Raw genomic sequence first — 25227 nt, 5'->3', positions numbered from 1 at the left:
GTATGGCTGCATCGTTCCTGCCAGGAGGCACCTTCATGCCCGCGAAGAAAAAGTCGGTCACTACGCCGCTGCATCTGCTGCAACAGCTTTCGCACAGTCTCGTCGAGCATTTGGACATGGCTTGTAGTCAGGCAATCAAGGATGCCGAAAGCGTCCTCGCCAAGCTGCAGAAGCAGCGTGGCAAAGCACAGGAAAAACTGACCAAGGCCCGCGCCAAGCTCGACGAAGCGGGTAATGCTGGCAAGGCCAAGGCGCAGACCAAAGCGCGCACACGGCTCACCGAACTCGAAGATTCCCTCGCACTCTTGCAGAACCGCCAGAGCGAAACGCTGACCTATCTTGCCGAGCTCAAGCGCGATGCTGAGCAGAGCCTGAAACTGGCACAAGGCATCCGGCAGGTTGCCGATGCTGTGGACAAGCAGCTACTGAGCCGTCAGCAATCGACCTCCGCGACCCCCACAGCTGCAGCGCCTCGGCAGGCCCCGCGCAAGCCGGCCAGCAAGACTGCTCCGGCTGCGGCGAAGGTCACTGCTACATCCGCCAGAACTCAAGCCACCAAAGCACCGGCAAAGCCGGCGGCTAAAGCTCCAGCCAAAACGCCAGCGAAGACATCGGGCAGTCCTGCTGCTTCCAAGCCTGCGACGACACGCCCGGCCACAGGCAAGGCGCCAGCGCGTACTCGGCCATCTGCGAGCAAGCCGGCTGCCGCTCCGCAGCCTGCCGGGAATGCAGCGCCCGCCGCCCAAACATCGGCTAAGCCTGCCGCCACCAAGCCCGCCGCGAAAAAGCCAACCTCGCGCAAGCCAGCCGCCAGCAGCGCTCAAAAGCCGTCCAGCTCCAGCTGAATCCGATACGCCGCACCGCGCAGGGTCTCCAGCCCTGCGCGGCAATGGCAGGACGGCGCTAGGGCGTTCAGCCAGGCGTTGGATTCGGAAGACTCAACCCATGCACCGCTCGTTGCCTGTAGCCGCGCCAGCAGGCGGCGCTCGGCTTGCAATTCCAGTGTCTTCAGCGTCTCGCGCAATTCGCGCAGAGCATCATCGTTCTGGGCCAGCGGGCGCCATGCCTGGCGCAGTGCTCGCAACGGCTCGATTACATCCTGCTGCCAGGGCGCGGCAATTTCCCTCAGTGCGTGCAGCCGATCTTCGTTGCAGGCCACCCTTCGTGCCTCCAGCCACGCAGCGCAAAGCAGCACGCAGACGTCTGCGCCCTGGCTTTGCAGTTCCAGGCAGGCGCTCTCGACACCGGGTTGTGCGTAGCAACGCAGAGCGAAATTCCAGAGGTTCAGGTCAGGCATTAGCGGTGCGCCTTTTTTTGCGGGTAGCCCAGCTGGCTTTCCGGGCGAACTGATAAACTCGCCGGCATTATGATCCGACTTCAGAATCTCACTCTACAGCGTGGCCCCCAGCGTTTGCTGGAAGGCGCCGAGCTGACCCTGCACCCCGGCCAGAAGGCCGGCCTGATCGGCGCCAATGGCGCCGGCAAATCTACCCTCTTCGCATTGCTGCGCGGTGAAATGGTGCCCGATGGCGGCGATTGCCAGTTGCCGCCGGACTGGCGCATCGCGCACATGCGCCAGGAGATCGATACGCTCGACCGCCTGGCGGTGGATTACGTCCTTGATGGCGACGTCGAGCTGCGCCGCATCCAGCGCGAGCTTGTTGCCGCCGAGCAGGCACACGACGGCAATGCCCTGGCGCGCCTGCACACCGAGCTGGACAACGTCGACGGATACAGCGCCGACGCGCGCGCACGCAAGCTGCTCGCCGGGCTGGGTTTTGCCAACGAGCAGATGACGCTGCCGGTCAGCAGCTTCTCCGGCGGCTGGCGCATGCGTCTCAACCTCGCGCAGGCCCTTATGTGTCCGTCCGATCTATTGCTGCTGGACGAGCCGACCAACCACCTCGATCTCGATGCGATTCTCTGGCTGGAGGATTGGCTCAAGGGTTATCCCGGCACGTTGCTGCTGATTTCCCATGACCGCGACTTCCTTGATGCGGTGGTCGATCACGTCATCCACCTCGAACAGCGCAAGCTGACGCTATACCGTGGCGGCTACTCGGCATTCGAGCGCACCCGTGCCGAGCGCCTTGCGCAGCAACAGCAGGCCTTCGAGAAGCAGCAGGCGCAGCGCGCGCACATGGAAAACTACATCCGCCGCTTCAAGGCCCAGGCAACCAAGGCACGCCAGGCCCAGAGTCGGATCAAGGCGCTGGAACGCCTTGAGGAACTGGCGCCGGCGCATGTGGATTCACCTTTCGATTTCTGCTTTCGCGAAGCGGACAAGGTTTCCAGTCCGTTGCTGGATCTCGCCGAAGGGCGCCTCGGTTACGGCGAAAAGGTCGTGCTGGAGAAGGTCAAACTGCAGCTGGTGCCGGGTGCGCGTATCGGCCTGCTGGGACCGAACGGGGCGGGCAAATCGACGCTGATCAAGACACTCGCAGCTGAACTCGCTCCGCTGGGCGGCCGCTTGCAGCGTGGCGAGAATCTGGCTGTAGGCTACTTCGCTCAGCATCAGCTGGATTCGCTCGATCCCAAGGCCAGCCCCTTGCTGCACCTGCAGCGCATTGCGCCTGCTGAGCGTGAGCAGACGTTGCGTGATTTTCTCGGTGGCTTCGACTTTCGTGGCCCGCGCTGCGATGAACCGGTGTTGAATTTCTCCGGTGGCGAGAAGGCGCGCCTGGCGTTGGCGCTGATCGCCTGGGGTAAGCCGAATCTGTTGCTGCTCGATGAGCCGACCAACCACCTCGATCTGGAAATGCGCCTTGCGCTGACCTTGGCCCTGCAAGATTTCGAAGGCGCAGTGCTAGTGGTTTCCCACGACCGGCACCTGCTCAAGAGCACCACCGACGAGTTTCTGCTGGTGGCTGACGGCCAGGTGCAGAATTTCGACGGCGATCTGGAGGACTACGCGCGCTGGTTGGTGGACTACCGTGCGCGCCAGCAACCGGTTGCCAATGGCGAACCCGCGGCGGACAAAACCGACAAGCGCGCCCAGCGCCAGGCGGCGGCGGCCCTGCGTCAGCAGCTGGCCCCGCATAAGCGCCAAGCGGACAAGTTGGAGAAGGATCTGGCGACGGTGCATGAAAAGCTGGCCACGCTCGAGACGCAGTTGGGCGACGGTGCGCTTTATGAATCTGCTCGCAAAGACGAGTTGCGTGAGCTGCTGGCCAAACAGGCTGAGCTGAAGGTTCGCGAAGGCGAGCTGGAGGAAGCCTGGTTGGAGGCGCTGGAAATGCTGGAGAGCCTGCAGGCACAACTGGAGGCCAGCGCATGAGCGAACCCTGGCTGAGCTTGGTCGAAGAGTGGCGGTTGCAGTGGATGCTGGGCCTGCAGGTGTTACTGATCCTGCTGGTGGCCTATGTGCTGCAACGGGTGGTCGCCCGCGGCCTGACTCGGCTGTCGTCGCGCTATCCATTGCCGCCGGAGTTGCTGATCCCGGTTCGCGGCGGCATCCGCTGGTTCATCATCGGTGGCGCGCTGATCATGGTGCTGGAGCGCTTCGGCGTTTCTGCCACGGTGCTATGGACAGCCATTTCCGGGTTCGTGGCCGTGGCGGCGGTCGCCTTCTTCGCGATCTGGAGTGTGCTCTCCAATCTGCTCTGCGCGGTGCTGATTCTGACGGTCGGGCCGTTTCGTCTGGGCGACGTGGTGGAAATCGTCGAGGCATTCGACAAGCCGATCGTCAAAGGCCGGGTAATCGACATCAATCTGGTCTACACCACTCTGGAAGAGGTGGCCGAAGCCGGCACCGGCGCCATCGTACAGGTGCCCAACAGCCTGTTTTTCCAGAAGGCCGTGCGCCGCTGGCGTGGCGCCGAAGTTCAGCTCTACAACCGTAACGCCAACGAGTAACAACCTTCATGGAATGGCTCAGCAACCCTGAAATCTGGGTCGCTTTTCTGACCCTGACCGCCCTGGAAATCGTCCTCGGCATCGACAACATCATTTTCATCTCGATTCTGGTCGGCCGACTGCCAAAGGAACAGCAGCCCAAGGCGCGCTTCTTTGGTTTGGCGCTGGCTATGGGCACGCGAATCCTGCTGCTGCTGTCCATTGCCTGGGTGATGCGCCTGACCAACGACCTGTTCACGGTTCTGGGCGAAGGTGTCTCCGGGCGTGACCTGATCCTGTTCTTCGGCGGCCTGTTCCTGCTGTTCAAGAGCACCCTGGAAATCTGGCACAGCGTCGAGGGTGAGGAAGAGCAGGGCACTGCGGGCGGCGGCGCGGTGAAGGCCGGTTTCATGGGCATCATTCTGCAGATCGCGGTGATCGACATCATTTTCTCGCTCGACTCGGTTATCACGGCGGTCGGCCTGGTGCAAAACGTCCCGGTGATGGTTGCGGCGATCGTCATTGCGGTATTGGTGATGATGCTGGCAGCCGGCACCATCAGCGACTTCATCGACAAGCACCCGACGCTGAAGATTCTCGCGCTGTCGTTCCTGATCGTCGTCGGTACGCTGCTTATCGCCGAGGCCTTCGACGTGCATGTACCGAAGGGCTACGTCTATTTCGCCATGGCGTTCTCGCTGGGCGTCGAGGCGCTGAACATTCGCATGCGCAAGGCCATGAAGCGCAAGCTCAAGGCACCGGTGAAGCTGGGTAAGGGCTTGCCGGACTGAATCGAAGCGCCGGGCGACCGGCGCAACCGCTGAACGGAGGGGACACACATGTCACTGGAAACCTGGCTCGCTTTCTTCGTCGCCTGTTGGGTGATCAGCCTGTCGCCGGGCGCCGGTGCCATCGCATCGATGTCCTGCGGGTTGCAGTACGGATTCTGGCGCGGCTATTGGAATGCTATCGGTCTGCAGCTGGCGTTGGTGCTGCAGATCGCTGTGGTCGCCGCGGGCGTCGGCGCCGTGCTGGCCACCTCGGAACTGGCGTTCGGTCTCATCAAGTGGTTCGGTGTCGGCTATCTGTTGTGGCTGGCCTGGAAGCAGTGGCAGGCGCAACCGCAGGCTCTGGATGATTCCGCCGCGCCGCGGCCCATCGGCAGGCCGCTGAGCCTGGTGCTGCGCGGGTTCGTGGTCAATGCCAGCAACCCCAAGGCAATCGTCTTCATCCTAGCGGTCCTGCCGCAGTTCCTCGACCCGCAGCGGCCGTTGCTGCTGCAGTACAGCGAGATGGCCGCAACCATGGTGGTGGTCGATCTGATCGTCATGGCTGGCTACACCGGGCTGGCGGCGAAAGTGCTGCGGTTGTTGCGCACGCCGCGTCAGCAGCGGCTGATCAATCGCAGTTTTGCCGCGGCATTTGCCGGTGCGGCGGCGCTGCTGGCAACGGTACGGCGAGCGGTCGTATGAGCGAGGCAAACTCCATGCGCATGTGGATCGATGCCGATGCCTGCCCGCGCGCGGCGAAGGATCAGGTGATCAAGTTCGCCCTCAAGCGCAAACTCGAGGTGCTGCTGGTCGCCGGGCAGAGCCAGGTCAAACCAGCCTTCGCTTGCGTGCGACTGATCGTGGTGCCGAGCGGTCCGGATGCGGCCGACGACTACCTGGTCGAGCATGCCGAGCCCGGCGATCTAGTGATCTGCAGTGACGTGCCGCTGGCCGATCGGCTGGTGAAAAAGGGTGTCGCGGCGCTGGACCCACGCGGTCGCGAGTTCGACGAGCGCAACATGGGCGAGCGGCTTGCAGTGCGCAATCTGTTCACCGATTTGCGCGAGCAGGGCCAGGTGGGGGGTGGTCAGGCAGCGTACAGTGAGCGTGATCGCCAGGCTTTCGCCAATGCCCTGGATCGCCTGCTCACGCGGTTGTCTCGGCCGCAGTGAGCGCCGTTCGAGCAGCGAGCCATTCACGCAATGCTGACAGCGGAAGCGGGCGGCTGTAGTAATAGCCTTGGATAAAGTCGCAGTCGTTTTCGCGCAGGTACGTCAGCTGCACCTCTTCCTCCACGCCTTCGGCCACCACCTTCAGGCCGAGCTTGTGCGCCATCGCGATTATGGCCGCAGTGATGGCGCGGTCATTGGCCTGCTCGGCGATCTCCTGAACGAAAGCACGGTCGATCTTGAGCGTATCCACCGGCAGCTTGCGCAGGTATGCCAGCGAGGAATAGCCGCTGCCGAAGTCATCGATGGATACCTTCACCCCGAGCTCGCGCACCGCGTCTAACGTGCGGACCGCCGCGCCCAGACTGTTCATGAGGGCGTTCTCGGTGACTTCCACTGTCAGTCGCGCAGGGTCGAGGCCGGTGCGCTCGAGAATGTGGGCGACCACCTCCGCCATATGTGGGTTGGATAGATTGAGTGCCGAGCAGTTGACCGCTACGCGCAGATCGTGGCCCTCGGCAAGCAAGGTGACCAGATCGGCGCAGGCGCGGCGCGCTACCCATGCATCGAGCTCAGCGACGAAACCGTGCTGTTCGGCCAGGCCGACGAAACGCTCCGGGCTGATAAAGCCTTGCTGTGGATGCTGCCAGCGCACCAACGCTTCGAGGCTTACCGGTTCACCACTGCGGCCGTCGACGATTGGCTGATAGTTCACACTTAGCAGGTTTTCGTTCAGCGCTCGGCGCAAGTCCTGTTCCAGCGATAGGTCCTCCTGAGCACGCAGTTCCAGCGCGGGGTTGAAGCGCAAGCTGCGGTTGCGCCCACTGGCTTTGCATTGGCCGACTGCCAGGCCAGCGTGGCGGAACAATGCATCGAAGTTCAGCCCGTCTTCGGGATACTGGCTGATGCCGATACTGGCGGTCAGGCGCAGCTGGGTGTCGCCGAGCGTGAAGGGAGGGCGCAGCTGGTCGAGGATCTGATTGGCCAGCGCCTGGGCATGCTCCCACTGGCCGAGGGTCAAGACGCAGAACTCATCACCGGAAAAACGCGCCAGCATGTCGTGCTGGCCGAGTACTGCACGAATTCTATGGGCGGCCTGCTGCAGCGCCAGGTCACCGCTGCGGTGGCCCAGGCTATCGTTGATGCGCTTGAAGTTGTCCAGGTCTACCACGAGCACCGCAAGGGCTTGGCGTTCCTCGCGCGCGGCCAGTACTTGGGTGACCATCTCGGTGAAGGCGCGGCCGTTGAACAGGTTGGTCAGCGGGTCGTAATGGGTCATCGCGTTGAGCTGATGCTCAGCCTGGTCGAGCGCCTGGCGCTGCTCGTTGAAGCGCTGCTCCGCCCAGCTTGCGGCGATGCCGGTGACGATTACCAGCAGGGCCACCAGGCCAATCGCCGAGGCGAGGGCGCCGTGCCCGGCGTGACTGCCGAAGGGCGCGGCATGTTCGAGCATGTCAGCCGGGACCGCCAGAGTCAGTGCATGCATGCCGGTGTAGTGCATGGAAACAATCGCGGCGCCCATCACCAGGCTGCAGAGCAGTTGCTGCCAGCGTTGATGGCGGCTCTGGCTGGCGCGAAAGTGAAAGCCCAGCACCAGGGCAGCTATTGACGCGCCGATGGCAATGAGCACCGAGACCCCAAAGGCCAGCGGCGCATAGTAAAGCGTGGCCAGCGAACGCATCGCTGCCATGCCGGTGTAGTGCATCGCCGCAATGCCGATGCCAGCTGCAGTTCCGGCCAGGGCGTATTGCAGTACGCTGAGGCGGTCGCGGCCGAGCAAGCGCATCACCACATACGAGACGGCAACCGCGATCAGCAGTGAGAGAGCCGTAACGCCGTGGTCGTAGCTGATATCCAGCGGTGCGCTGAATGCCAGCATGCCGATGAAGTGCATCGACCAGATCCCGCCGCCTAGTGCCAACGCACCGACCCAGCGCCACAGCTCACGGCTGCGCGAGCTGCTACTGCGGCTAACCCGTTTGGCCAGTGCCAGGGCGGTGAAGGCCGCAGCGCTGGCGACCAGATAGGAGAGCACGACCAGTAGCGGATCGTGGCTATGGCCAAGCAGGGCAACCTGGTCGGCAGGGAGTTCGGAAAACAGGAGTCTGGACACGCGGCGGCACTCGATGAATCGGGCGTCCTGCCTCCTTGATATGATGGCTCATGGCCATATCGGCAGAGTGTACGAGAGGTCGCTCGGGCCGCCAATCTCCTATCGGCAGATCAGCCGCAAAGATAAGTGCCGGTGCCTACGGCAATGAGGGTACCCAGTTCGTTGTGCAGCTCCGAGCGCACCACCGCGACTTTGTTGCCCGAGCGCAGCAGCATCGCGCTGGCGCTGAAGCGGGTGCCGCGGCCCGGTCGTAAATAATCGATGCGCAGGTCGATGGTGCCCAGCCGGGATAGTCGTGCGGCGCGCTCCTGGGTTGTCAGATGGCGATGCTTGTCGAAGGCGCCGAGCATCGCCATCGCCCCACCCGCCACGTCCAGCAGCGAGGCGATGACGCCGCCATGCAGAATGCCGTGGACGAAGTTGCCTACCAGCTCCGGCTTCATGGGCAGGTGCATGACGACCTGTGTCGTTGAGACTTCGTCGAGCTCGATACCCAAAGCCTGATTGAACGGGATGCGCTCGAACATCTGGCGTACCGCCTGAGCCTGTTCGGCGAGCAATGCATCGTCTTGATTCATAGTCGGCGTTCCTGTGTATGAGCGATCAAGCTGCACCAGGTTGTTCGCGCTGAACAGGGTGGCGGCACGAGCAGCCGCGGCTTTGGCGACTTTCGCGCAAAAAAAAATCCCGGGCGGACCCGGGATGTTTACGGCGTTGGGATCAATCCTCGGTGGTCATCTCCAGTACTCGATCGACCATCTTGTAGATGCCCGATGCGGCTTCGCTGATGGACTGCGCCAGCATGTATGCCGGAGTAGTGACCAGTCGGTGCTTGTCGTCCACGACGATATCGCTGACTTCGCACGCCTGGTGTTCGGCGCCCATCTGACTGACCGCCTTGGCCGCGTCTGCGTCGTCGCTACCCAGGGTGCACACCACGCCAGCGCCGAAAATCTGCGCCGCCATGGTCGGTGCGATACACATCATGCCGATCGGCTTGCGCGCTTCGGCGAAGGCCTGGGCCAGTGCGATTACTTCTGGTAACGCCTTGCTGGCGACGCCTTCGGTGGCAAAGGTCGACAGGTTCTTCGCAGCGCCAAAGCCGCCGGGAATGATCAGCGCATCGAAGTCCTCGGCGCGGGCTTCGCGCAGATCCTTGATCTCGCCGCGGGCCAGGCGTGCCGACTCGGTCAGCACGTTGCGCGACTCTGGCATCTCGTCGCCGGTCAGGTGATTGATCACGTGCATCTGCGGAGTATTAGGTGCGAAGCACTGCACCTTGACGCCGCGCTGGTCCAGGCGCAGCAGGGTGATGACGCTCTCGTAGATCTCCGAGCCGTCGTAGACGCCACAGCCGGAAAGGATCACGGCGACTTTCTTATTCATGGTGGTACTCCTGGTCAAGTTCAGCGGCCCTGCGGAGGGCACGGCGATGCGTTCGATGCTAATACCTGGGACGGTTCCAGGTAAGCCCCACATCTTTCTTCGATTCTTCCGAGCCGCCGGTGTTCATTGCCGCGGGTCTGGCACGGTGGTTTGCGCTTGATCAAAGCACTGGCAGTTGCGGGCATGGCTGGCGACAATGGGTACGGTTTCGGAGGCCGGCGGTATGGCGTTGTCATCATTTCGTCATGCTTCGGGCCTATAAACGTCATATTCGCCCGCTCTGCGGGCCAGGAGTCCGTCGTGAGTTTCGTTCCTGCCAGCCGGTTGTTCCCTGCTACTCGTCTGCGTCGCAACCGTCGCGATGATTTTTCCCGCCGCCTGGTGCGCGAAAACGTGCTGACGGTCGATGACCTGATCCTGCCGGTGTTCGTGCTCGATGGCGAGAACCGCCGCGAACCAGTGCCGTCGATGCCGGGAGTGGAACGCCTGTCCATCGACCTGCTGCTCGAGGAAGCCGAGGAATTGGTGGCGCTGGGTATTCTGGCGCTGGCGCTGTTCCCGGTGACGCCGCTGGAGAAGAAGTCTCTCGACGCTGCCGAGGCCTGGAATCCCGACGGCATCGCCCAGCGCGCCACCCGTGCCCTGCGTGCACGTTTCCCGGAGCTGGGAATCATTACCGACGTTGCGCTCGATCCGTTCACCACCCACGGTCAGGACGGCATCCTTGACGATAACGGCTACGTGCAGAACGACGTCACGGTCGATGCGCTGGTCCGCCAGGCGCTGTCCCACGCCGAGGCCGGTGCCCAGGTGGTCGCGCCGTCAGACATGATGGACGGTCGTATCCAGGCGATCCGCGAGGCGCTGGAAGTGGCCGAGCATCACAACGTGCGCATCATGGCCTACTCGGCCAAGTACGCCAGTGCCTACTACGGCCCCTTCCGCGACGCGGTCGGTTCGGCTGCCAACCTCGGCAAGAGCAACAAGAACACCTATCAGATGGACCCGGCCAACGGGGACGAAGCTCTGCACGAAGTGGCTGCCGACCTCGCCGAAGGCGCGGACATGGTGATGGTCAAGCCCGGCTTGCCTTATCTGGATATCGTCTGGCGAGTCAAGGATGCCTTCAAGGCGCCGACCTTCGTCTATCAGGTCAGCGGCGAGTACGCCATGCACATGGCTGCCATCCAGAACGGCTGGCTGAGCGAGGCCGTCATCCTTGAGTCTTTGGTCGGCTTCAAGCGTGCCGGGGCCGATGGCATCCTGACTTACTTCGCCAAACAGGCGGCACAACAATTAAAACGGGGCCAGTGAGCCCTTTCGAGGCAAAGCGATGATCAACCAGGGACTCAGCGAAAAGGAACTGCAGGACGCCGTTGTCAGCGAGGTGCTGGAGCCGGTCGAGCCTGAAGCGGTAGCGGTGCCCCCCGCGCCGCCGGAAGTTGTCGAGGAAGCGCCTGCCGCGCCAGTAGCCAATCTGGATGACAGCGTGCTGTACATCCATCGCGAGCTTTCCCAGCTGCAGTTCAACATCCGCGTGCTGGAACAGGCGCTGGATGAGTCCTATCCGTTGCTGGAGCGGCTGAAGTTTCTGCTGATCTTTTCCAGCAACCTGGACGAGTTCTTCGAGATCCGCGTCGCCGGGCTGAAGAAGCGCGTCACCTTCGCCCGCGAGCAGGCCGGCGCCGATGGCCTGCAGCCGCATCAAGCGCTGGCGCGCATTTCGGAGCTGGTGCACGAGCAGGTCGATCGGCAGTACGCGATTCTCAACGACGTGCTGTTGCCGGCATTGGCCGAGCATCAGATTCGCTTCATCCGCCGCCGCCACTGGACGACCAAGCTCAAGACCTGGGTGCGGCGCTATTTTCGTGATGAGATCGCGCCGATCGTCACGCCGATCGGCCTGGACCCGACACATCCGTTCCCGTTGTTGGTAAACAAGAGCCTGAACTTCATCGTCGAGCTGGAGGGCGTCGATGCCTTCGGCCGAGACTCCGGTCTGGCGATTATCCCGGCGCCACGTCTGCTGCCGCGGGTCATTCGCGTGCCGGAGTCGGTAGGCGGCCCGGGTGACAACTTCGTGTTCCTCTCCTCGATGATCCACGCCCATGCCGACGATCTGTTCCATGGCATGCGGGTCAAGGGCTGCTACCAGTTCCGTCTCACGCGTAATGCCGACCTCTCGGTGGACACTGAGGACGTCGAGGATCTGGCGCGCGCGCTGCGCGGCGAACTGATCTCCCGCCGTTACGGCGATGCCGTGCGCCTGGAGGTTGCCGACACCTGCCCGCAGCACCTGGCCGACTTCCTGCTCAAGCAGTTCAGCCTGAGCGAGGGCGAGATGTATCGGGTCAACGGTCCGGTCAACCTGACCCGGCTGTTCAGCATCACCGGTCTGGACAGTCACCCGGAGCTTCAATACAGCCCGTTCACGCCGTCGATTCCCAAACTTCTGCAGAACAGCGACAAGATATTCAGCGTGATCAGCAAGCAGGACATCCTCCTGCTGCACCCCTTCGAGTCCTTCACGCCGGTGGTCGATCTGCTGCGTGAAGCGGCCAAGGATCCCTGCGTGTTGGCAATCAAACAGACCCTATACCGCTCGGGGGCCAATTCCGAGATTGTCGATGCGCTGGTCGATGCGGCGCGCAGCGGCAAGGAAGTCACCGCGGTGATCGAGTTGCGCGCGCGCTTCGACGAGGAGTCCAACCTGCAGCTCGCCAGCCGCCTGCAACAAGCCGGTGCGGTAGTGATCTATGGCGTGGTCGGCTACAAGACCCACGCCAAGATGATGCTGATCCTGCGTCGCGAGAACGGCGAGCTGTGCCGTTACGCCCACCTGGGTACCGGCAACTACCACGCGGCGAACGCCCGGCTGTACACCGACTACAGCCTGCTGACCTCCGACGATGCGCTGTGCGAAGACGTCTCCAAACTGTTCAGCCAGCTGATTGGCATGGGCAAGACCATGCGCATGAAGAAGCTGCTGCACGCGCCCTTCACGCTGAAGAAGACGCTGCTCGACCTGATAGCCCAGGAAACCCAGCATGCGGCCGAGGGCCGGCCGGCGCACATCATCCTGAAGATCAATGCACTGACTGATCCGAAGATGATCAAGGCGCTATACAAGGCCAGCCAGACCGGCGTGCGCGTCGATCTCATCGTGCGCGGCATGTGCTGCCTGCGCCCAGGCATCGCCGGGGTCTCGCACAACATCCATGTGCGCTCGATCATCGGGCGCTTCCTCGAGCACAGCCGCGTGTTCTACTTCCAGAACGATGGCGACGAGAAGCTCTACCTGTCGAGTGCCGACTGGATGGAGCGCAACCTCGATCGTCGGGTGGAAACCTGCTTCCCGGTGGAAGGCAAGAAGCTGGTAATGCGGGTGAAGAAAGAGCTGGAAGGCTTCCTCAGCGACAACACCCAGAGCTGGATCCTGCAGCCTGACGGCAGCTACCTGCGCAACAGTCCCACCGGCAATCAGAACGCGCGCAATGTGCAGAGCACGTTATTGGAGCGTCTCACCGGTCCGCAGGTCGTTGCACGCTGAGGCATCGGCCTGGGTCGGCCGAGGTTACGCTTGAGCTGAATCGCTTCGGCGTTGCTCGGGGGATCAGGACAGGCTGGCGTCAGCCTGTCCTATTGGCTGACTGAACCTGTCCCTACTTCATCCGCAGTTCGTAGCCAACCCGTGCGAGCCAGGCAGCTTCGGCTTCGAAGTCGGCGTGGGTCAGCGGATTGGCACCCAGCCAGCCCGCCGGGAAGATCAGCTCGAGACTGCGCTCGGCGGCTTTCAGCTTTACCTCGGACACCGCATTGGCGCCGCGGATGTGATGAAACAGGATCGCAAAGCGCAGCAGGATGCACAGCCGAACCAGTGCATCCGCGTCGGCGCCGGTCTCACCGAACTTTTCCTGTGGGATATTTCGACGGTGGCCACGTACCAGCAGCGCCAGCATCAGCTGATCCTGGCGGGAGAAGCCCGGCAGATCAGAGTGCTCGATCAGGTAGGCGCCGTGCTTGTGGTAGTGGTAATGCGCGATATCCAGGCCCACTTCATGCACCCTCGCCGCCCACGCGAGCAATTCACGGTGCCAGTCCTGGTCCAGATTCCACGCCTCGGCAACTTGGTCGAACGCCTCCAGCGCTCGGGCTTCGACCCGTGCGGCCTGCTCCATGTCGACGTGGTAGCGCTCCATCAGGAAGCTCAGCGAGCGGTCGCGGATATCTTCGTCGTGGTGACGGCCGAGCAGGTCGTAGAGCACGCCTTCGCGCAGAGCGCCTTCGGAGTGGGTCATGCTGCTGAGCTCGAGTGCATCGAAAATCGCTTCGAGAATCGCTAGGCCGGCCGGGAACACACCGCGACGATCCGGCTTAATGCCATCGATGTCGATCTTTTCCGCGTCGCCGAGCTTGAACAGCTTGCGCTTGAGCCAGCCAAGCCCTTCGAGATTGACTTCGCCATTGCCGAAACCGCCACTCTTGATCGCCAGCCCCACGGCGCGGATGGTGCCGGAAGCGCCGATCGATTCCTGCCAGCCGAGCCGGCGCAGGCCGTGCTCGATTCCCATCAGCTCGACCCGCGCCGCGGTGTAGGCTTGGGCGTAGCGTGCCGGGGTAATCTTGCCGTCGCGGAAGAAGCGCTGGGTGTAGCTCACGCAGCCCATCTGCAGGCTTTCGCGCAGCTGCGATTCGAAGCCTTCGCCAATGATGAACTCGGTGCTGCCGCCGCCGATGTCGGCCACCAAGCGGCGGCCATGGTTACCGGGCATGGTGTGCGATACGCCGAGATAGATCAGGCGCGCTTCTTCACGGCCGGAGATAACCTCGACCTGATGATTGATGATCTCCTCGGCGCGACGAATGAAGGCGGCACGATTGCGCGCTTCGCGCAGGGCGTTGGTGCCGACGATGCGCACGGCGCCCTGGGGCAGATGATTGACCAGCTGGGCGAAGCGCCTTAGGCAGTCCAGCCCTCGCTGCATGGCGGCTTCGTCGAGCAGGCGATTCTCGTCGATGCCGGCGGCCAGCTGGACCTTTTCGCCGAGCCGCTCGAGGATGCGCATTTCGCCATTGGCGGTGCGGGCTAGCACCATATGAAAGCTGTTCGAGCCCAGATCCAGGGCGGCGATCATGGGAAAGGTCTCAGCGGTGTTCTGGCGCATTGGGCAGTCTCGATGCAAAACCCCGACATCCTGACATGATCATCCCCATCCGCCAACGCAGTCGTCGCCGCACCACTCTGTCAGGAGCGGGCACTCGTCGCCTGCTGGCGGCTCTGCGGCTTTCGGTCCGCTCATAGTAGGGCTATGATGGCGACCTTTCCGTTCCGACCCTGGAGAAAATCCATGAGCGAATACATCAACAATGTCAGCGACAGCAGTTTCGAGCAGGACGTCCTCCAGGCCGACGGTCCCGTACTGGTCGACTACTGGGCTGAGTGGTGTGGCCCCTGCAAGATGATCGCGCCGGTACTCGACGAGATTGCCAAGGACTACGAAGGCCGTCTGAAGGTTTGCAAACTCAACATCGATGAAAACCAGGAAACCCCGCCCAAGTACGGCGTGCGTGGCATCCCGACGCTGATGCTGTTCAAGAACGGCAACGTCGAAGCCACCAAGGTCGGCGCGCTGTCCAAGTCGCAACTGGCGGCATTCCTCGACAGCAACATCTGAGTTCACTGCCATTCTTTCCAAAGCCCCCGCAGATGCGGGGGCTTTTTTTATCGGCAGGGTGGACGCTTCGTCTGCACGGTGCTAAATTCGGCCTCGCGACGCATTCTTCCGTCGCCCTCTGCACGCCGTCGCCGACGCACTTCAGCCTCATAAAGCACAACGAACCTGTTCGTCTCTTGCTGCGCGGCTTCTCAAGCTAATCGCTTTCTACATCCTTCCTGACTCTTTCTATGAATCTGACTGAACTCAAGCAAAAGCCCATCACCGAACTGCTGGAAATGGCCGAACAGATGGGCATCGACAACATGGCCCGTTCGCGCAAGCAGGACGTGATTTTCTCTCTGCTCAAGAAGCACGCTAAAAGCGGCGAGGAAATCTCCGGTGATGGCGTGCTGGAGATCCTCCAGGACGGCTTCGGCTTCCTGCGCTCCGCGGATTCCTCTTATCTGGCCGGCCCGGACGACATCTACGTCTCGCCCAGCCAGATTCGCCGCTTCAACCTGCGCACCGGTGACACCATCATCGGCAAGATCCGCCCTCCCAAGGAAGGCGAGCGCTACTTCGCCCTGCTCAAGGTCGACTCGATCAACTACGATCGGCCGGAGAACGCGAAGAACAAGATTCTCTTCGAGAACCTGACGCCGCTGTTCGCCAACCAGCGCCTGAAGATGGAAGCCGGTAATGGCTCCACCGAAGACCTCACTGGCCGTGTGATTGACCTTTGCGCGCCGATCGGCAAGGGCCAGCGTGGTCTGATCGTCGCTCCGCCGAAAGCGGGCAAGACGATCATGCTGCAGAACATTGCCAGCAACATCACCCGCAACAATCCCGAGTGCCACCTGATCGTCCTGCTGATCGACGAGCGCCCGGAAGAAGTGACCGAGATGCAGCGCACCGTGCGCGGCGAAGTCGTTGCTTCCACCTTCGACGAGCCGCCGACCCGCCACGTGCAGGTCGCCGAGATGGTGATCGAGAAGGCCAAGCGCCTGGTCGAGCACAAGAAGGACGTGGTCATCCTGCTGGACTCCATCACCCGTTTGGCCCGTGCCTACAACACCGTGATCCCGAGCTCCGGCAAGGTGCTCACCGGTGGTGTCGATGCTCACGCACTCGAGAAGCCGAAACGTTTCTTCGGTGCTGCGCGGAACATCGAAGAGGGCGGTAGCCTGACCATCATCGCCACTGCGCTGGTGGAAACCGGCTCGAAGATGGACGAAGTGATCTACGAGGAATTCAAGGGCACCGGTAACCTGGAGCTTCAGCTCGATCGTCGCATCGCCGAGAAGCGCGTCTTCCCGGCCATCAACATCAACCGCTCGGGTACGCGTCGCGAAGAATTGCTGACCAGCGAGGAAGAGCTGCAGCGCATCTGGATTCTGCGCAAGCTGTTGCATCCGATGGATGAAAGCGCCGCAATCGAGTTCCTGCTCGACAAGCTCAAGGACACCAAGACCAACGACGAATTCTTCATGTCCATGAAGCGCAAGTAAGCAATCGTCGTTACCAACAAGGCCGGGGAAACCCGGCCTTCGTCTGTCTGCAGGTTTTCGGAACTCCGACGCTGGGGCTAAACTTTGCACCCCGACCCTGCCGGCCCCATGCGAGGCTCAAGCATGCAGTATCGCGATCTGCGCGACTTTATCAGCGGCCTGGAAAAACGTGGTGAGCTCAAACGCGTCACCACTGCCGTCTCTCCCGTTCTGGAAATGACCGAGATATGCGACCGCACCCTGCGCAAGCAGGGCCCGGCGCTGCTGTTCGAGAACCCGACTGGTTTCGATATGCCGGTGCTCGGCAACCTGTTCGGCACGCCGCAACGGGTGGCCCTGGGCATGGGCGCCGAGGATGTCTCCGAGCTGCGCGAGATCGGCAAGCTGCTGGCCTTCCTCAAGGAGCCGGAGCCGCCCAAGGGGTTGAAGGACGCCTGGAGCAAGCTGCCGATCTATAGAAAGGTCATAAGCATGGCGCCCAAGGTGCTCAAGGATGCGCCCTGTCATGAGGTGGTCATCGAAGGCGACGATGTCGACCTGGCGAAGATTCCGGTGCAGCACTGCTGGCCGGGTGACGCCGCGCCGCTGATCACCTGGGGCCTGACCATCACCAAGGGGCCGAACAAGGAGCGGCAGAACCTCGGCATCTACCGCCAGCAGGTGATCGGCCGCAACAAGGTGATCATGCGCTGGCTCAGCCATCGCGGCGGCGCGCTGGATTTTCGCGAATGGTGCGAGAAGTACCCGGATAGGCCCTATCCGGTAGCGGTGGCGCTGGGCGCCGACCCGGCGACGATTCTCGGTGCGGTCACGCCGGTACCCGATAGCCTCTCCGAATACGCCTTCGCCGGCCTGCTGCGTGGCTCGCGTACCGAGCTGGTCAAGGCGATCGGCTCCGACCTGCAAGTGCCGGCGTATGCCGAGATCGTTCTCGAAGGGCACATCTACCCAGGCGAAATGGCCGACGAAGGTCCTTACGGCGACCACACCGGCTACTACAACGAGATCGACCGTTTCCCGGTGTTCACCGTCGAGCGCATCACGCAGCGCAAGAATCCGATCTACCACAGCACCTATACCGGCCGTCCGCCAGATGAGCCGGCGATTCTCGGCGTGGCGCTGAACGAAGTGTTCGTGCCGATCCTGCAGAAGCAGTTCCCAGAGATCGTTGACTTCTACCTGCCGCCGGAAGGCTGTTCCTACCGCATGGCGGTGGTGACCATAAAGAAGCAGTATCCCGGTCATGCCAAGCGGGTCATGTTGGGTGTGTGGAGCTTCCTGCGTCAGTTCATGTACACCAAGTTCGTCATCGTCACGGACGACGACATCAATGCCCGTGACTGGAACGATGTGATTTGGGCCGTCACCACGCGCATGGATCCCAAACGCGACACGGTGATGATCGACAATACGCCGATCGACTACCTGGATTTCGCCTCGCCAATCTCGGGGCTGGGCTCGAAGATGGGCCTGGATGCCACCCACAAGTGGTCGGGCGAAACCAGCCGCGAATGGGGGCGGGCCATCGTCCAGGACCCGGCGGTGAAGCAGCGGGTCGATGAACTCTGGTCGCAGCTGGGTATCGACTGACATAACCGAAGAGGCGGGCCCGAGCCCGCCCTAAGCCTTGGCGGGTCATCCCGTTCACTGATAAGACGTGCACATGAAAGTTACCTTGCAGCCATCCGGCGCCATGCTCGACGTGCGGCCCGGCGAACGATTTCTCGATGCCGCCAGGCGTCTGGGTTACGAATGCCCGCAAAGCTGTCGCAACGGCAATTGCCATATCTGCGCCTCGCTGCTGGTTGAGGGAAGGGCGCGGCAGAACGGTGAAGTGCGTGATCACGGCGAGCTGCTGGCCTGCCTTGCCGAGCCGCTGGAAGACTGCGTGCTGCTCTGGGATGGCGTGCTGGCGCCCGGCGAGCTGCCGGTGCGCGAGCTGAGTTGTCAGCTGAGCGGCTACGAAGACGTTGGTGGCGATGTGGTGCGTGTACGCCTACGCCTGCCTGCCGGTCGACAGCCGCGCTATCACGCCGGCCAGTACCTGCTGCTGCAGCGGGAGGATGGCGAGTGGTCGGCGTTTTCCCTTGCCTCGGCGCCTGGCAGTGGTCGGGAGCTTGAACTGCATGTGTTGGCTCGCGAGGAATCTGCCATCGAGCTCCTGGCCTTCCTGCAGCGACAGGGCTTTGCGCGAATTCAGCTGCCGTTTGGCGATACGCATCTGGCCGAGCTGCCGGACGGGCCGCTGGTGCTGATCGCTGCCGGCACCGGCATGGCGCAGATGCACAGCCTGATCGAATATTGCCGCGCCACCGGTTTCGCGCATCCGGTGCACCTGTATTGGGGCGTGCGGCGGCCTGAGGACTTCTACCAACTGCCGCATTGGGATGAATGGCAGGGCATGAGCAATCTGCACCTGCATCGCGTGGTCAGTGACGTCTGTGGCTGGGAAGGGCGCTGCGGCATGCTGCATGAAGCGATCCGTGAGGATTTCACTGATCTAAAATCGCTGCATATCTATGCCAGCGGCTCCCCTTCGATGGTCTACGGCACGCTCGATGCGCTGGTGGAGGCTGGGATGGATCCGCATCAGATGCGCGCAGACGTGTTTGCCTACGCGCCGCGGGAAGCCTGAAACGGGTTCGCTGCTTGAGATAAAAAACGCCGGGTCGAAGCCCGGCGTTTCTCGTTCAGCGCGTTTGCCGCTGTTGCAGTAGCAGGTTCTTGTAGCCACTGGCGGCGAGCGTCTTCTGCGCGGCGTTCAGTTGCTCGCGAGTGCCGAACGGCCCGACCAGTACGCGATACCAGGGCTCGTCACGCACCTTGACGCTTTCCACGCGCACGTCCTGACCGAGCAGGATGATCTGAGCGCGCACGCGATCGGCCTCCGCCTGTTGACGGAAGGAACCCGCCTGCAGGAAGAACTGGGTCACCGGCGCCTTGGCCACTGTGGGCGGTGGTGGCGGTACTTGGCCATTGAGTGCGGCCTGGGCGCGAGCTTCATCGATCTTCGCCGCTTCCTCCGGTGTTACCGGCTTGGCGGGCGGCTCTGGCTGCTTGGCTTCCGGTGGCAGGATCACTTCGGATTCGGGCAGCAGCGTATAGAAGTCGTACTTCGGGCGTGGCGGCTGTTCTGAGGTCGGCGTTCGCTTGGGCTGCTCCTTTATCGCAGTCTTGGGCGCTTCCTTGGCTCGCTTGACCTCTTCGCCGCCCGGCTCGAGGCTCATCAAAAACATGATGAAGCCGCCGATTACCAGGCCGCAGACCAGCCAGATCCAGCCTGGCACGGCCTGCTTGGCGGGTGCCTGGTAGCGGCTGGCGCCCCGTTTGGGCGCGGCTTTCTTCCTTGCAGCCACTTACATGCGCTCCAGAGTTTCCAGGCCGAGAAGTTCCAGGCCCTGCTTGAGGGTCTTGCCGGTCAGGGCGGCCAGGCGCAGACGGCTCTGCTTCTGTTCTTCCTGCTCGGCGCTGAGAATCGGGCAGTGCTCATAGAAGCTGGAGAACAGCCCGGCCAGATCGTACAGGTAAGCGCACAGCAGGTGCGGTTCGCCTTTTTCTCCGACGATGTTGAGCACTTCGCCGAACTGCGCGAGTTTGGCGGCCAGGGCGAGTTCCTGCTCTGCCTCGAGACGGATGTGCCCCGTGGTCTCGTCGACGCCTTTGCCCAGCTTGCGGAAAACGCTGGCCACGCGGGTGTAGGCATAAAGAAGGTAGGGCGCGGTGTTGCCTTCGAAGCTGAGCATCAGTTCGAAGTTAAAGCGGTAATCGCTGGTGCGGTGTTTGGACAGGTCGGCGTACTTGACCGCGCTGATGCCCACCGCCCGTGCAATCTGGCGCAGTTCAGCTTCGTCGAGGTCCGGGTTCTTGCCTTTTACCAGGGCGTAAGCTCGCTGCTCGGCTTCGTCGAGCAGATCGATCAGCTTCACCGTGCCGCCGTCGCGGGTCTTGAACGGGCGGCCATCGGCGCCGTTCATGGTGCCGAAGCCCATGTGTTCCAGCTGCATGCTTTCATGAACGAAGCCGGCGCGACGTGCCACTTCGAAGGCCATCTGGAAGTGCAACGCCTGGCGCTGGTCGACGAAATACAGCGCGCGATCGGCATGCAGCACCTGGCTGCGGTAACGCATGGCGGCCAGGTCGGTAGTGGCATAGAGATAGCCGCCACCGGCCTTCTGCACGATCACCGGCAGCGGGTTACCCTCGGCATTCTTGAATTCGTCGAGGAAGACGCACTGCGCGCCGTTGTCCTCGGTGAGCAGGCCCTTCTCGCGCAGGGCGTCGACGATGCCCGCCAGCTCAGCGTTATAGGCGCTTTCGCCCTTCACGTCGGCCGGGGTCAGCTTGACGTTGAGGCGGTCGTAGAGCTTCTGGCAATGCGACAGCGAGATGTCGTTGAAGCGGGTCCAGAGGCTCAGGCACTGTGCGTCGCCAGCCTGCAGCTTGACCACCAGCTCGCGAGCGCGGTCGGCGAATGCGGCGGACTCATCGAAGCGCTGTTTCGCGGCGCGATAGAACTGCTCCAGGTCGGACAGCTCGCTTTCCGCGGCGGCTGGCTTCTCTTCGAGGTAAGCGAGCAGCATGCCGAACTGGGTACCCCAGTCGCCGACGTGGTTCTGGCGGACCACCTCATCGCCGAGAAACTCCAATACCCGGCCCACCGCATCACCGATGATGGTCGAGCGCAAGTGGCCGACGTGCATCTCCTTGGCCAGGTTCGGCGACGACAGGTCGATCACCACGCGTTGCGTAGCGCTTGCCTTGCGCACTGCCAGCTGAGGGTCGGCCAGTGCCGTTTCGAGGCGCTCGGCCAGTGCATCGCTGTTCTGGAAGAAATTAAGAAAGCCCGGTCCGGCGATCTCCACCTTGCTGACCTGCGCATCCTGCGGCAGTGCGGCGATCAGCTTCTCGGCCAGCTCGCGCGGCTTCAGCCCGGCCGGCTTGGCCAACATCAGGGCGATGTTGCTGGCGAAATCACCGTGACTTTTGTCCTTGGTGTTCTCCACCTGGATTGCAGGAGTCAGTCCATCGGGCAGTACGCCTTCGCTGGTCAGACGAACAAGGGCTTGCTGGATCAGGTGGCGAATGCTGTCTTTCATGGTCGGCTCGGTCCGCAAGAGTGCGCGAAAACCCGGCATTATCGGGGTGCGATGGGTGTCGCTTCAAGGTGCGTCGTGCCCAGGCCGGGAAAAGTAGGCATATATGGCAGGCGATCAGAACAGATCGATCGGGTCGACATCCAGGCTCCAGCGCACGGCGCGGCCGCCGGGCAGCTGCTCGAGCATGGGCACCCAGTCGCCCATCAGTCGGTGCAGAGTCGCCCTGGCGTTGCTCTGTAGCAGAAATTGAGCTCGATAGCGTCCGGCGCGCCGCTCCATCGGTGCGGGTATAGGGCCGAGCAATTCGATACCGTTGAGTTGCAGTTGTTCGAGCAGCTGTTCGGCAAGACTGCATGCATCATCGAGGAAGGCTTCGGCCTGGCCGGGTTTCTGTGCTTCGGCGCGCAACAGCGCCAGGTGGCTAAAAGGCGGCAGTCCCGCCGCGCGGCGTTCGGACAGCGCCTGCTCGGCGAAGGCGAAGTAGCCTTGCTCGGTCAGCTGCACCAGCAGCGGGTGGTCGGCAAGATGCGTCTGGATGATCACCTTGCCCGGCTCTTCTGCGCGTCCGGCCCGCCCGGCGACCTGGACGATGAGCTGGGCCATGCGTTCGCTGGCGCGAAAATCGGCGGAAAACAGCCCGCCGTCCGCATCCAGAATTGCCACCAGCGTGACGCGGGGGAAATGGTGGCCCTTGGCAAGCATCTGAGTGCCGACCAGCAGGCAGGGCTCGCCGCGGTTGATGGTGCCGATCATCTGCTCCATCGCACCCTTGCGCGCGGTGCTGTCGCGGTCGATGCGCAGCACCGGGTAATCGGGAAAGAGGATACCCAGGCGCTCCTCGGCGCGTTCGGTCCCGGCGCCTACTGGGCGTAGGTCGACCTTGCCGCAATCCGGGCAGTTGCGTGGCGGGCGCTCGACATGGCCGCAATGGTGGCAGCGCAGTTCGTTGTGGCGCTGATGCAGCGTCATCCGCGCGTCGCAACGCGGGCATTGGCTGAGCCAGCCGCAGTCGTGGCAGAGCAGGGTAGGAGCGAAGCCACGCCGGTTGAGGTAGACCAGCACCTGCTGGCCGGCACCGAGCGTCTGGCCGATAGCTTGCTGCAGCGGGCCGGAAATGCCGGCATCTAGCGGGCGGCTCTTCACATCCAGGCGCAGAAATCGCGGCGACTGGGCGTTGCCGGCGCGCTCGGTGAGTTTGAGCAGTGCATAACGACCGCTATGGGCGTTGTGCAGGCTCTCCAGTGACGGCGTGGCGGAGCCGAGCACAATTGGTAGGTTTTCCTGGCGTGCGCGCAGCAGGGCCAGGTCGCGGGCGTGATAGCGCAGGCCTTCCTGCTGCTTATAGGAGGCGTCGTGCTCCTCGTCGATGATGATCAGCCCCGGGTTCTTCATTGGCGTGAACAGCGCCGAGCGGGTGCCGATGATGATGTCCGCTTCGCCGTCGCGGGCAGCGAGCCAGGCATCGAGTCGATCACGATCATTGACATTGGAGTGCAGCAGGGCTATCCGGGCGTTGAAGCGCTGTTCGAAGCGGGCGAGCGTCTGCGGTCCCAGGTTGATCTCCGGGATCAGCACCAGGGCCTGCTTGCCGGCCTCAAGTACTCGATGGATCAGCTGCAGATAGACTTCTGTCTTGCCGCTGCCGGTTACGCCGGCCAGAAGGAACGCCTGAAAGCCATCGAGGCCGGCATTGACTGCCTCGAATGCTGCGCGTTGCTGCGCATTGAGTGTCAGCTCGGCCTGTAGTAGCCAGCTCCCGCTGTGCTCGCGCGACGGTCGGCTGCGACGGGTTTCGATACGCACCAAGCCCTTTTCCAGCAGCAGGTCGAGGCTGTCCTTGTTCAACTGCAGTTTGCTGAGCAGCGCATGCGGCAGGCCGTGAGCATGCTGGGCGATGGCTTTCAACGCGTCGCGCTGCCTGGGTGCGCGAGCCAATCGCGGGTCGTCGGGACTGGCGCCTTCAACCATGCGCCAGTAACGTTCCTGACGCGCTTCGGCGGGCTCACCCTGACGCAACAGTACCGGCAAGGCCCAGCTGAGGGTGTCACCAAGGCTGTGCTGGTAGTACTGCGCGGTCCACAGGCAGAGTTTGAACAGTGGAGTGGGTAGCGGGGGTTTTAGATCCAGCAGCTCAAGCACCGGTTTGAGCTTTTCTACCGGCACTTCGCTCGTTTCGGCCAGCTCCACCAGGATGCCAATCACTTCGCGCCTGCCGAACGGTACGCGCAGCCGCACGCCCGGCTGTAAAGCAGTACGGGCGATGCCGGACGGCGGCAGGTAGTCGAATAAGCGGCGCAGAGGCGAGGGCAGCGCCAGGCGGAGGATGCAGGAAGGCAAGCGGTGTTCCTTGGCAATGAGCGCAGATGGTAAACGATCGTACCGTTTGGCGCCGATGGTAAGCACATCTTCGGCGGGTCGGTGCGCCCGTCGCCTGCGCTTGCATCACCCTAGCGCTCTGGTATGATTCGCGCCCTACTTCGTGCGGTACTCGACATAGGGTCGGGTGGCGGCACACAATCCTAGAGGATTCACCATGAAAGCCGATATCCATCCTAATTACGTCGAAATCGAAGCCACCTGCAGCTGCGGTAACGTCATCAAGACCCGCTCCACGCTGGCCAAGAACCTGAGCCTCGACGTGTGCTCCGAGTGCCACCCGTTCTACACCGGCAAGCAGAAAGTGCTGGATACCGGCGGCCGTATCGATCGCTTCAAGCAGCGTTTCGGTGTGTTTGGCGCCAAGTAAGCTGGCGTATCGGGAATCCGATGGGGTTTTCCGAGCACATGAAGAAGGCGTCCCTGGTGGGCGCCTTTTTCGTTTCCGTCTTCTGGCACGTTCAGGCGCTGGCGTTCTGTCCATCGCCGGGGCGCCTGCCATCGTTTGAAGTGGCGCGGGTGGTCGACGGCGACACGCTGCGGCTGGTCGATGGTCGCAGCGTGCGGCTGATCGGAATCAATACGCCGGAGCTGGGCCGTGACGGGCGCAGGGCAGAGCCATACGCTCTGGCGGCACAGCGACGGCTGCAGGCTTTGGTGCAGGGCAGTGAAGGGCGTATAGGACTGGTCATTGGCCGGGAGCGTCGTGATCGCTACGGGCGAACCCTTGCGCATGCCTATGATGTCCAGGGCCGAAACCTTGAGGCAACGCTGCTTGCCGAAGGCCTCGGCTTCATGGTTGCGATCGCACCGAACACCGCATTGGTGGCCTGTCACCAGCGAGCTGAACAGCAGGGTCGCCAGGAGCGCCTTGGCGTCTGGCGCAAGCTGACGCCTCGCTCGCCGCAGTCGCTCAGGCAGGGCGGTTTCAGTCTGATCGATGCCAAGGTCGAGCGGGTCGAGCGCAATCGCGGCGGTTATTGGCTGGAGATGGAAGGCCCATTGGTGCTGCACATACCGCCACAGGCGTTCGAGGCCTTCGATCTTCGAGCACTGGATGCCCTCGTCGGACAGCGACTCGAGCCGAGGGGCTGGTTGGTTGATCGTCGCGGGCGGGCAGGAAAGAACGAGGCTCGCTGGATGCTGCGCGTTACCCATCCGGCCATGCTGGGGCTGTCTCGCTAAGTGTTTTCTTCTTCGCTGGCCGGGCGCGCATCTACCCGGAAAGTCGTACTGGCTCGGGCTTGACAGCTAGCTGGGCAACCTGGCTTGTGACTGCGCTTGTTCTTGGCGTATGCTCGACCGCCTGTCTGTCCCA

22 protein-coding genes are annotated in these 25227 nt (G+C 62.7%); 14 read left to right on the top strand and 8 right to left on the bottom strand.

Features of this window, described 5'->3' with window-relative positions; genetic code table 11:
* Positions 1-35: 35 nt before the first annotated feature.
* Entirely contained in the window at positions 36-845 is an 810-nt protein-coding gene (locus tag SM130_RS19140; protein WP_102826257.1) for an AlgP family protein, read from the top strand.
* Here SM130_RS19140 and SM130_RS19135 read toward each other — a convergent pair.
* On the bottom strand, positions 821-1297 hold the full coding sequence (locus SM130_RS19135; protein ID WP_102826256.1) for a TIGR02444 family protein: 477 nt from the start codon (positions 1295-1297) through the stop codon (positions 821-823). The two genes, SM130_RS19140 and SM130_RS19135, sit on opposite strands and share 25 nt — an antisense overlap.
* A 69-nt stretch (positions 1298-1366) precedes the next feature.
* On the opposite strand from SM130_RS19135, the gene SM130_RS19130 reads away from it, so the two are divergent.
* The 5 genes from SM130_RS19130 to SM130_RS19110 are packed head-to-tail and all read left to right on the top strand — an operon-like array spanning position 1367 to position 5776.
* Positions 1367-3277: an ATP-binding cassette domain-containing protein gene (locus SM130_RS19130; RefSeq protein WP_102826255.1), complete on the top strand. Its 1911-nt coding sequence runs from the start codon at positions 1367-1369 to the stop codon at positions 3275-3277.
* On the top strand, positions 3274-3855 hold the full coding sequence (locus SM130_RS19125) for a mechanosensitive ion channel domain-containing protein (RefSeq protein ID WP_102826254.1): 582 nt from the start codon (positions 3274-3276) through the stop codon (positions 3853-3855). Before SM130_RS19130 ends, SM130_RS19125 begins: the two co-directional genes overlap by 4 nt.
* A gap of 8 nt (positions 3856-3863) precedes the next feature.
* Positions 3864-4625 carry a TerC family protein gene (locus SM130_RS19120; RefSeq protein ID WP_102826253.1) on the top strand — a complete coding sequence of 254 codons (762 nt, stop codon included), beginning with the start codon at positions 3864-3866 and terminating at the stop codon, positions 4623-4625.
* A 48-nt stretch (positions 4626-4673) separates the two neighbouring features.
* The gene (locus SM130_RS19115) at positions 4674-5306 is read left to right on the top strand and encodes a LysE family transporter (RefSeq protein ID WP_102826252.1); all 633 of its coding nucleotides are present in this window, start codon (positions 4674-4676) and stop codon (positions 5304-5306) included.
* A 14-nt stretch (positions 5307-5320) separates the two neighbouring features.
* Positions 5321-5776: a YaiI/YqxD family protein gene (locus tag SM130_RS19110; protein ID WP_102826505.1), complete on the top strand. Its 456-nt coding sequence runs from the start codon at positions 5321-5323 to the stop codon at positions 5774-5776.
* On the opposite strand, the gene SM130_RS19105 is transcribed toward SM130_RS19110, so the two are convergent.
* The 3 genes from SM130_RS19105 to elbB all read right to left on the bottom strand — a co-directional run bounded on the left by SM130_RS19105 (position 5751) and on the right by elbB (position 9272).
* Positions 5751-7886, bottom strand: coding sequence for a putative bifunctional diguanylate cyclase/phosphodiesterase (locus tag SM130_RS19105; RefSeq protein WP_102826251.1), 2136 nt, complete (start codon positions 7884-7886; stop codon positions 5751-5753). The two genes, SM130_RS19110 and SM130_RS19105, sit on opposite strands and share 26 nt — an antisense overlap.
* A 110-nt stretch (positions 7887-7996) precedes the next feature.
* On the bottom strand, positions 7997-8464 hold the full coding sequence (locus SM130_RS19100; RefSeq protein ID WP_102826250.1) for a thioesterase family protein: 468 nt from the start codon (positions 8462-8464) through the stop codon (positions 7997-7999).
* 142 nt (positions 8465-8606) lie between these two features.
* Positions 8607-9272 (bottom strand): isoprenoid biosynthesis glyoxalase ElbB, encoded by a 666-nt coding sequence (gene elbB / locus SM130_RS19095; RefSeq protein WP_102826249.1) that lies wholly within the window; start codon positions 9270-9272, stop codon positions 8607-8609.
* 300 nt (positions 9273-9572) lie between these two features.
* Here elbB and hemB point away from each other — a divergent pair, with 300 nt between their 5' ends.
* Entirely contained in the window at positions 9573-10586 is a 1014-nt protein-coding gene (gene hemB, locus SM130_RS19090; RefSeq protein WP_102826248.1) for a porphobilinogen synthase, read from the top strand.
* A 19-nt stretch (positions 10587-10605) separates the two neighbouring features.
* Positions 10606-12822 (top strand): polyphosphate kinase 1, encoded by a 2217-nt coding sequence (gene ppk1 / locus SM130_RS19085; protein ID WP_102826247.1) that lies wholly within the window; start codon positions 10606-10608, stop codon positions 12820-12822.
* Between the two features lie 112 nt (positions 12823-12934).
* Here the strand turns inward: ppk1 and ppx are convergent, their stop codons facing one another.
* Positions 12935-14437, bottom strand: coding sequence for an exopolyphosphatase (gene ppx, locus SM130_RS19080; RefSeq protein WP_102826246.1), 1503 nt, complete (start codon positions 14435-14437; stop codon positions 12935-12937).
* A 183-nt stretch (positions 14438-14620) separates the two neighbouring features.
* Between ppx and trxA the strand changes: the two genes are divergently transcribed.
* The 4 genes from trxA (at position 14621) to SM130_RS19060 (ending at position 19072) form a co-directional block, all read left to right on the top strand.
* Entirely contained in the window at positions 14621-14947 is a 327-nt protein-coding gene (gene trxA, locus SM130_RS19075) for a thioredoxin TrxA (protein ID WP_003283463.1), read from the top strand.
* A 230-nt stretch (positions 14948-15177) separates the two neighbouring features.
* Positions 15178-16437, top strand: coding sequence for a transcription termination factor Rho (gene rho, locus SM130_RS19070; RefSeq protein ID WP_058063663.1), 1260 nt, complete (start codon positions 15178-15180; stop codon positions 16435-16437).
* Between the two features lie 123 nt (positions 16438-16560).
* Positions 16561-18027, top strand: coding sequence for a 4-hydroxy-3-polyprenylbenzoate decarboxylase (gene ubiD / locus SM130_RS19065; RefSeq protein ID WP_102826245.1), 1467 nt, complete (start codon positions 16561-16563; stop codon positions 18025-18027).
* A 73-nt stretch (positions 18028-18100) separates the two neighbouring features.
* A complete protein-coding gene (locus SM130_RS19060; protein ID WP_102826244.1) occupies positions 18101-19072 on the top strand; it encodes a CDP-6-deoxy-delta-3,4-glucoseen reductase in 972 nt (323 codons plus the stop codon).
* A gap of 55 nt (positions 19073-19127) precedes the next feature.
* On the opposite strand, the gene SM130_RS19055 is transcribed toward SM130_RS19060, so the two are convergent.
* The 3 genes from SM130_RS19055 to SM130_RS19045 form a co-directional block, all read right to left on the bottom strand.
* On the bottom strand, positions 19128-19793 hold the full coding sequence (locus SM130_RS19055) for an SPOR domain-containing protein (RefSeq protein WP_102826243.1): 666 nt from the start codon (positions 19791-19793) through the stop codon (positions 19128-19130).
* On the bottom strand, positions 19794-21533 hold the full coding sequence (argS, locus tag SM130_RS19050) for an arginine--tRNA ligase (protein WP_102826242.1): 1740 nt from the start codon (positions 21531-21533) through the stop codon (positions 19794-19796). It abuts the gene before it with no gap.
* A 114-nt stretch (positions 21534-21647) separates the two neighbouring features.
* The gene (locus SM130_RS19045; protein WP_102826241.1) at positions 21648-23870 is read right to left on the bottom strand and encodes a primosomal protein N'; all 2223 of its coding nucleotides are present in this window, start codon (positions 23868-23870) and stop codon (positions 21648-21650) included.
* Positions 23871-24066: 196 nt separating this feature from the next.
* Here SM130_RS19045 and rpmE point away from each other — a divergent pair, with 196 nt between their 5' ends.
* Both rpmE and SM130_RS19035 read left to right on the top strand, forming a co-directional pair.
* Positions 24067-24279 carry a 50S ribosomal protein L31 gene (rpmE, locus tag SM130_RS19040; RefSeq protein ID WP_003295571.1) on the top strand — a complete coding sequence of 71 codons (213 nt, stop codon included), beginning with the start codon at positions 24067-24069 and terminating at the stop codon, positions 24277-24279.
* A gap of 20 nt (positions 24280-24299) precedes the next feature.
* Positions 24300-25094 carry a thermonuclease family protein gene (locus tag SM130_RS19035; RefSeq protein ID WP_102826240.1) on the top strand — a complete coding sequence of 265 codons (795 nt, stop codon included), beginning with the start codon at positions 24300-24302 and terminating at the stop codon, positions 25092-25094.
* Positions 25095-25227 lie beyond the last annotated feature (133 nt).

Origin of the sequence: Stutzerimonas stutzeri (assembly GCF_038561965.1) — a bacterium.
GTDB lineage: Bacteria > Pseudomonadota > Gammaproteobacteria > Pseudomonadales > Pseudomonadaceae > Stutzerimonas > Stutzerimonas stutzeri_AA.
This window is presented reverse-complemented; position numbering and strand designations above follow the sequence as displayed.

Bases quoted from the DNA above. Each gene is read 5' to 3' on its own strand.
- SM130_RS19140 (WP_102826257.1), top strand. From the start codon at position 36: ATGCCCGCGAAGAAAAAGTCGGTCACTACGCCGCTGCATCTGCTGCAA.
- SM130_RS19135 (WP_102826256.1), bottom strand. From the start codon at position 1,297: ATGCCTGACCTGAACCTCTGGAATTTCGCTCTGCGTTGCTACGCACAA.
- SM130_RS19130 (WP_102826255.1), top strand. From the start codon at position 1,367: ATGATCCGACTTCAGAATCTCACTCTACAGCGTGGCCCCCAGCGTTTG.
- SM130_RS19125 (WP_102826254.1), top strand. From the start codon at position 3,274: ATGAGCGAACCCTGGCTGAGCTTGGTCGAAGAGTGGCGGTTGCAGTGG.
- SM130_RS19120 (WP_102826253.1), top strand. From the start codon at position 3,864: ATGGAATGGCTCAGCAACCCTGAAATCTGGGTCGCTTTTCTGACCCTG.
- SM130_RS19115 (WP_102826252.1), top strand. From the start codon at position 4,674: ATGTCACTGGAAACCTGGCTCGCTTTCTTCGTCGCCTGTTGGGTGATC.
- SM130_RS19110 (WP_102826505.1), top strand. From the start codon at position 5,321: ATGCGCATGTGGATCGATGCCGATGCCTGCCCGCGCGCGGCGAAGGAT.
- SM130_RS19100 (WP_102826250.1), bottom strand. From the start codon at position 8,464: ATGAATCAAGACGATGCATTGCTCGCCGAACAGGCTCAGGCGGTACGC.
- elbB (WP_102826249.1), bottom strand. From the start codon at position 9,272: ATGAATAAGAAAGTCGCCGTGATCCTTTCCGGCTGTGGCGTCTACGAC.
- ppk1 (WP_102826247.1), top strand. From the start codon at position 10,606: ATGATCAACCAGGGACTCAGCGAAAAGGAACTGCAGGACGCCGTTGTC.
- ppx (WP_102826246.1), bottom strand. From the start codon at position 14,437: ATGCGCCAGAACACCGCTGAGACCTTTCCCATGATCGCCGCCCTGGAT.
- trxA (WP_003283463.1), top strand. From the start codon at position 14,621: ATGAGCGAATACATCAACAATGTCAGCGACAGCAGTTTCGAGCAGGAC.
- rho (WP_058063663.1), top strand. From the start codon at position 15,178: ATGAATCTGACTGAACTCAAGCAAAAGCCCATCACCGAACTGCTGGAA.
- ubiD (WP_102826245.1), top strand. From the start codon at position 16,561: ATGCAGTATCGCGATCTGCGCGACTTTATCAGCGGCCTGGAAAAACGT.
- SM130_RS19060 (WP_102826244.1), top strand. From the start codon at position 18,101: ATGAAAGTTACCTTGCAGCCATCCGGCGCCATGCTCGACGTGCGGCCC.
- argS (WP_102826242.1), bottom strand. From the start codon at position 21,533: ATGAAAGACAGCATTCGCCACCTGATCCAGCAAGCCCTTGTTCGTCTG.
- rpmE (WP_003295571.1), top strand. From the start codon at position 24,067: ATGAAAGCCGATATCCATCCTAATTACGTCGAAATCGAAGCCACCTGC.
- SM130_RS19035 (WP_102826240.1), top strand. From the start codon at position 24,300: ATGGGGTTTTCCGAGCACATGAAGAAGGCGTCCCTGGTGGGCGCCTTT.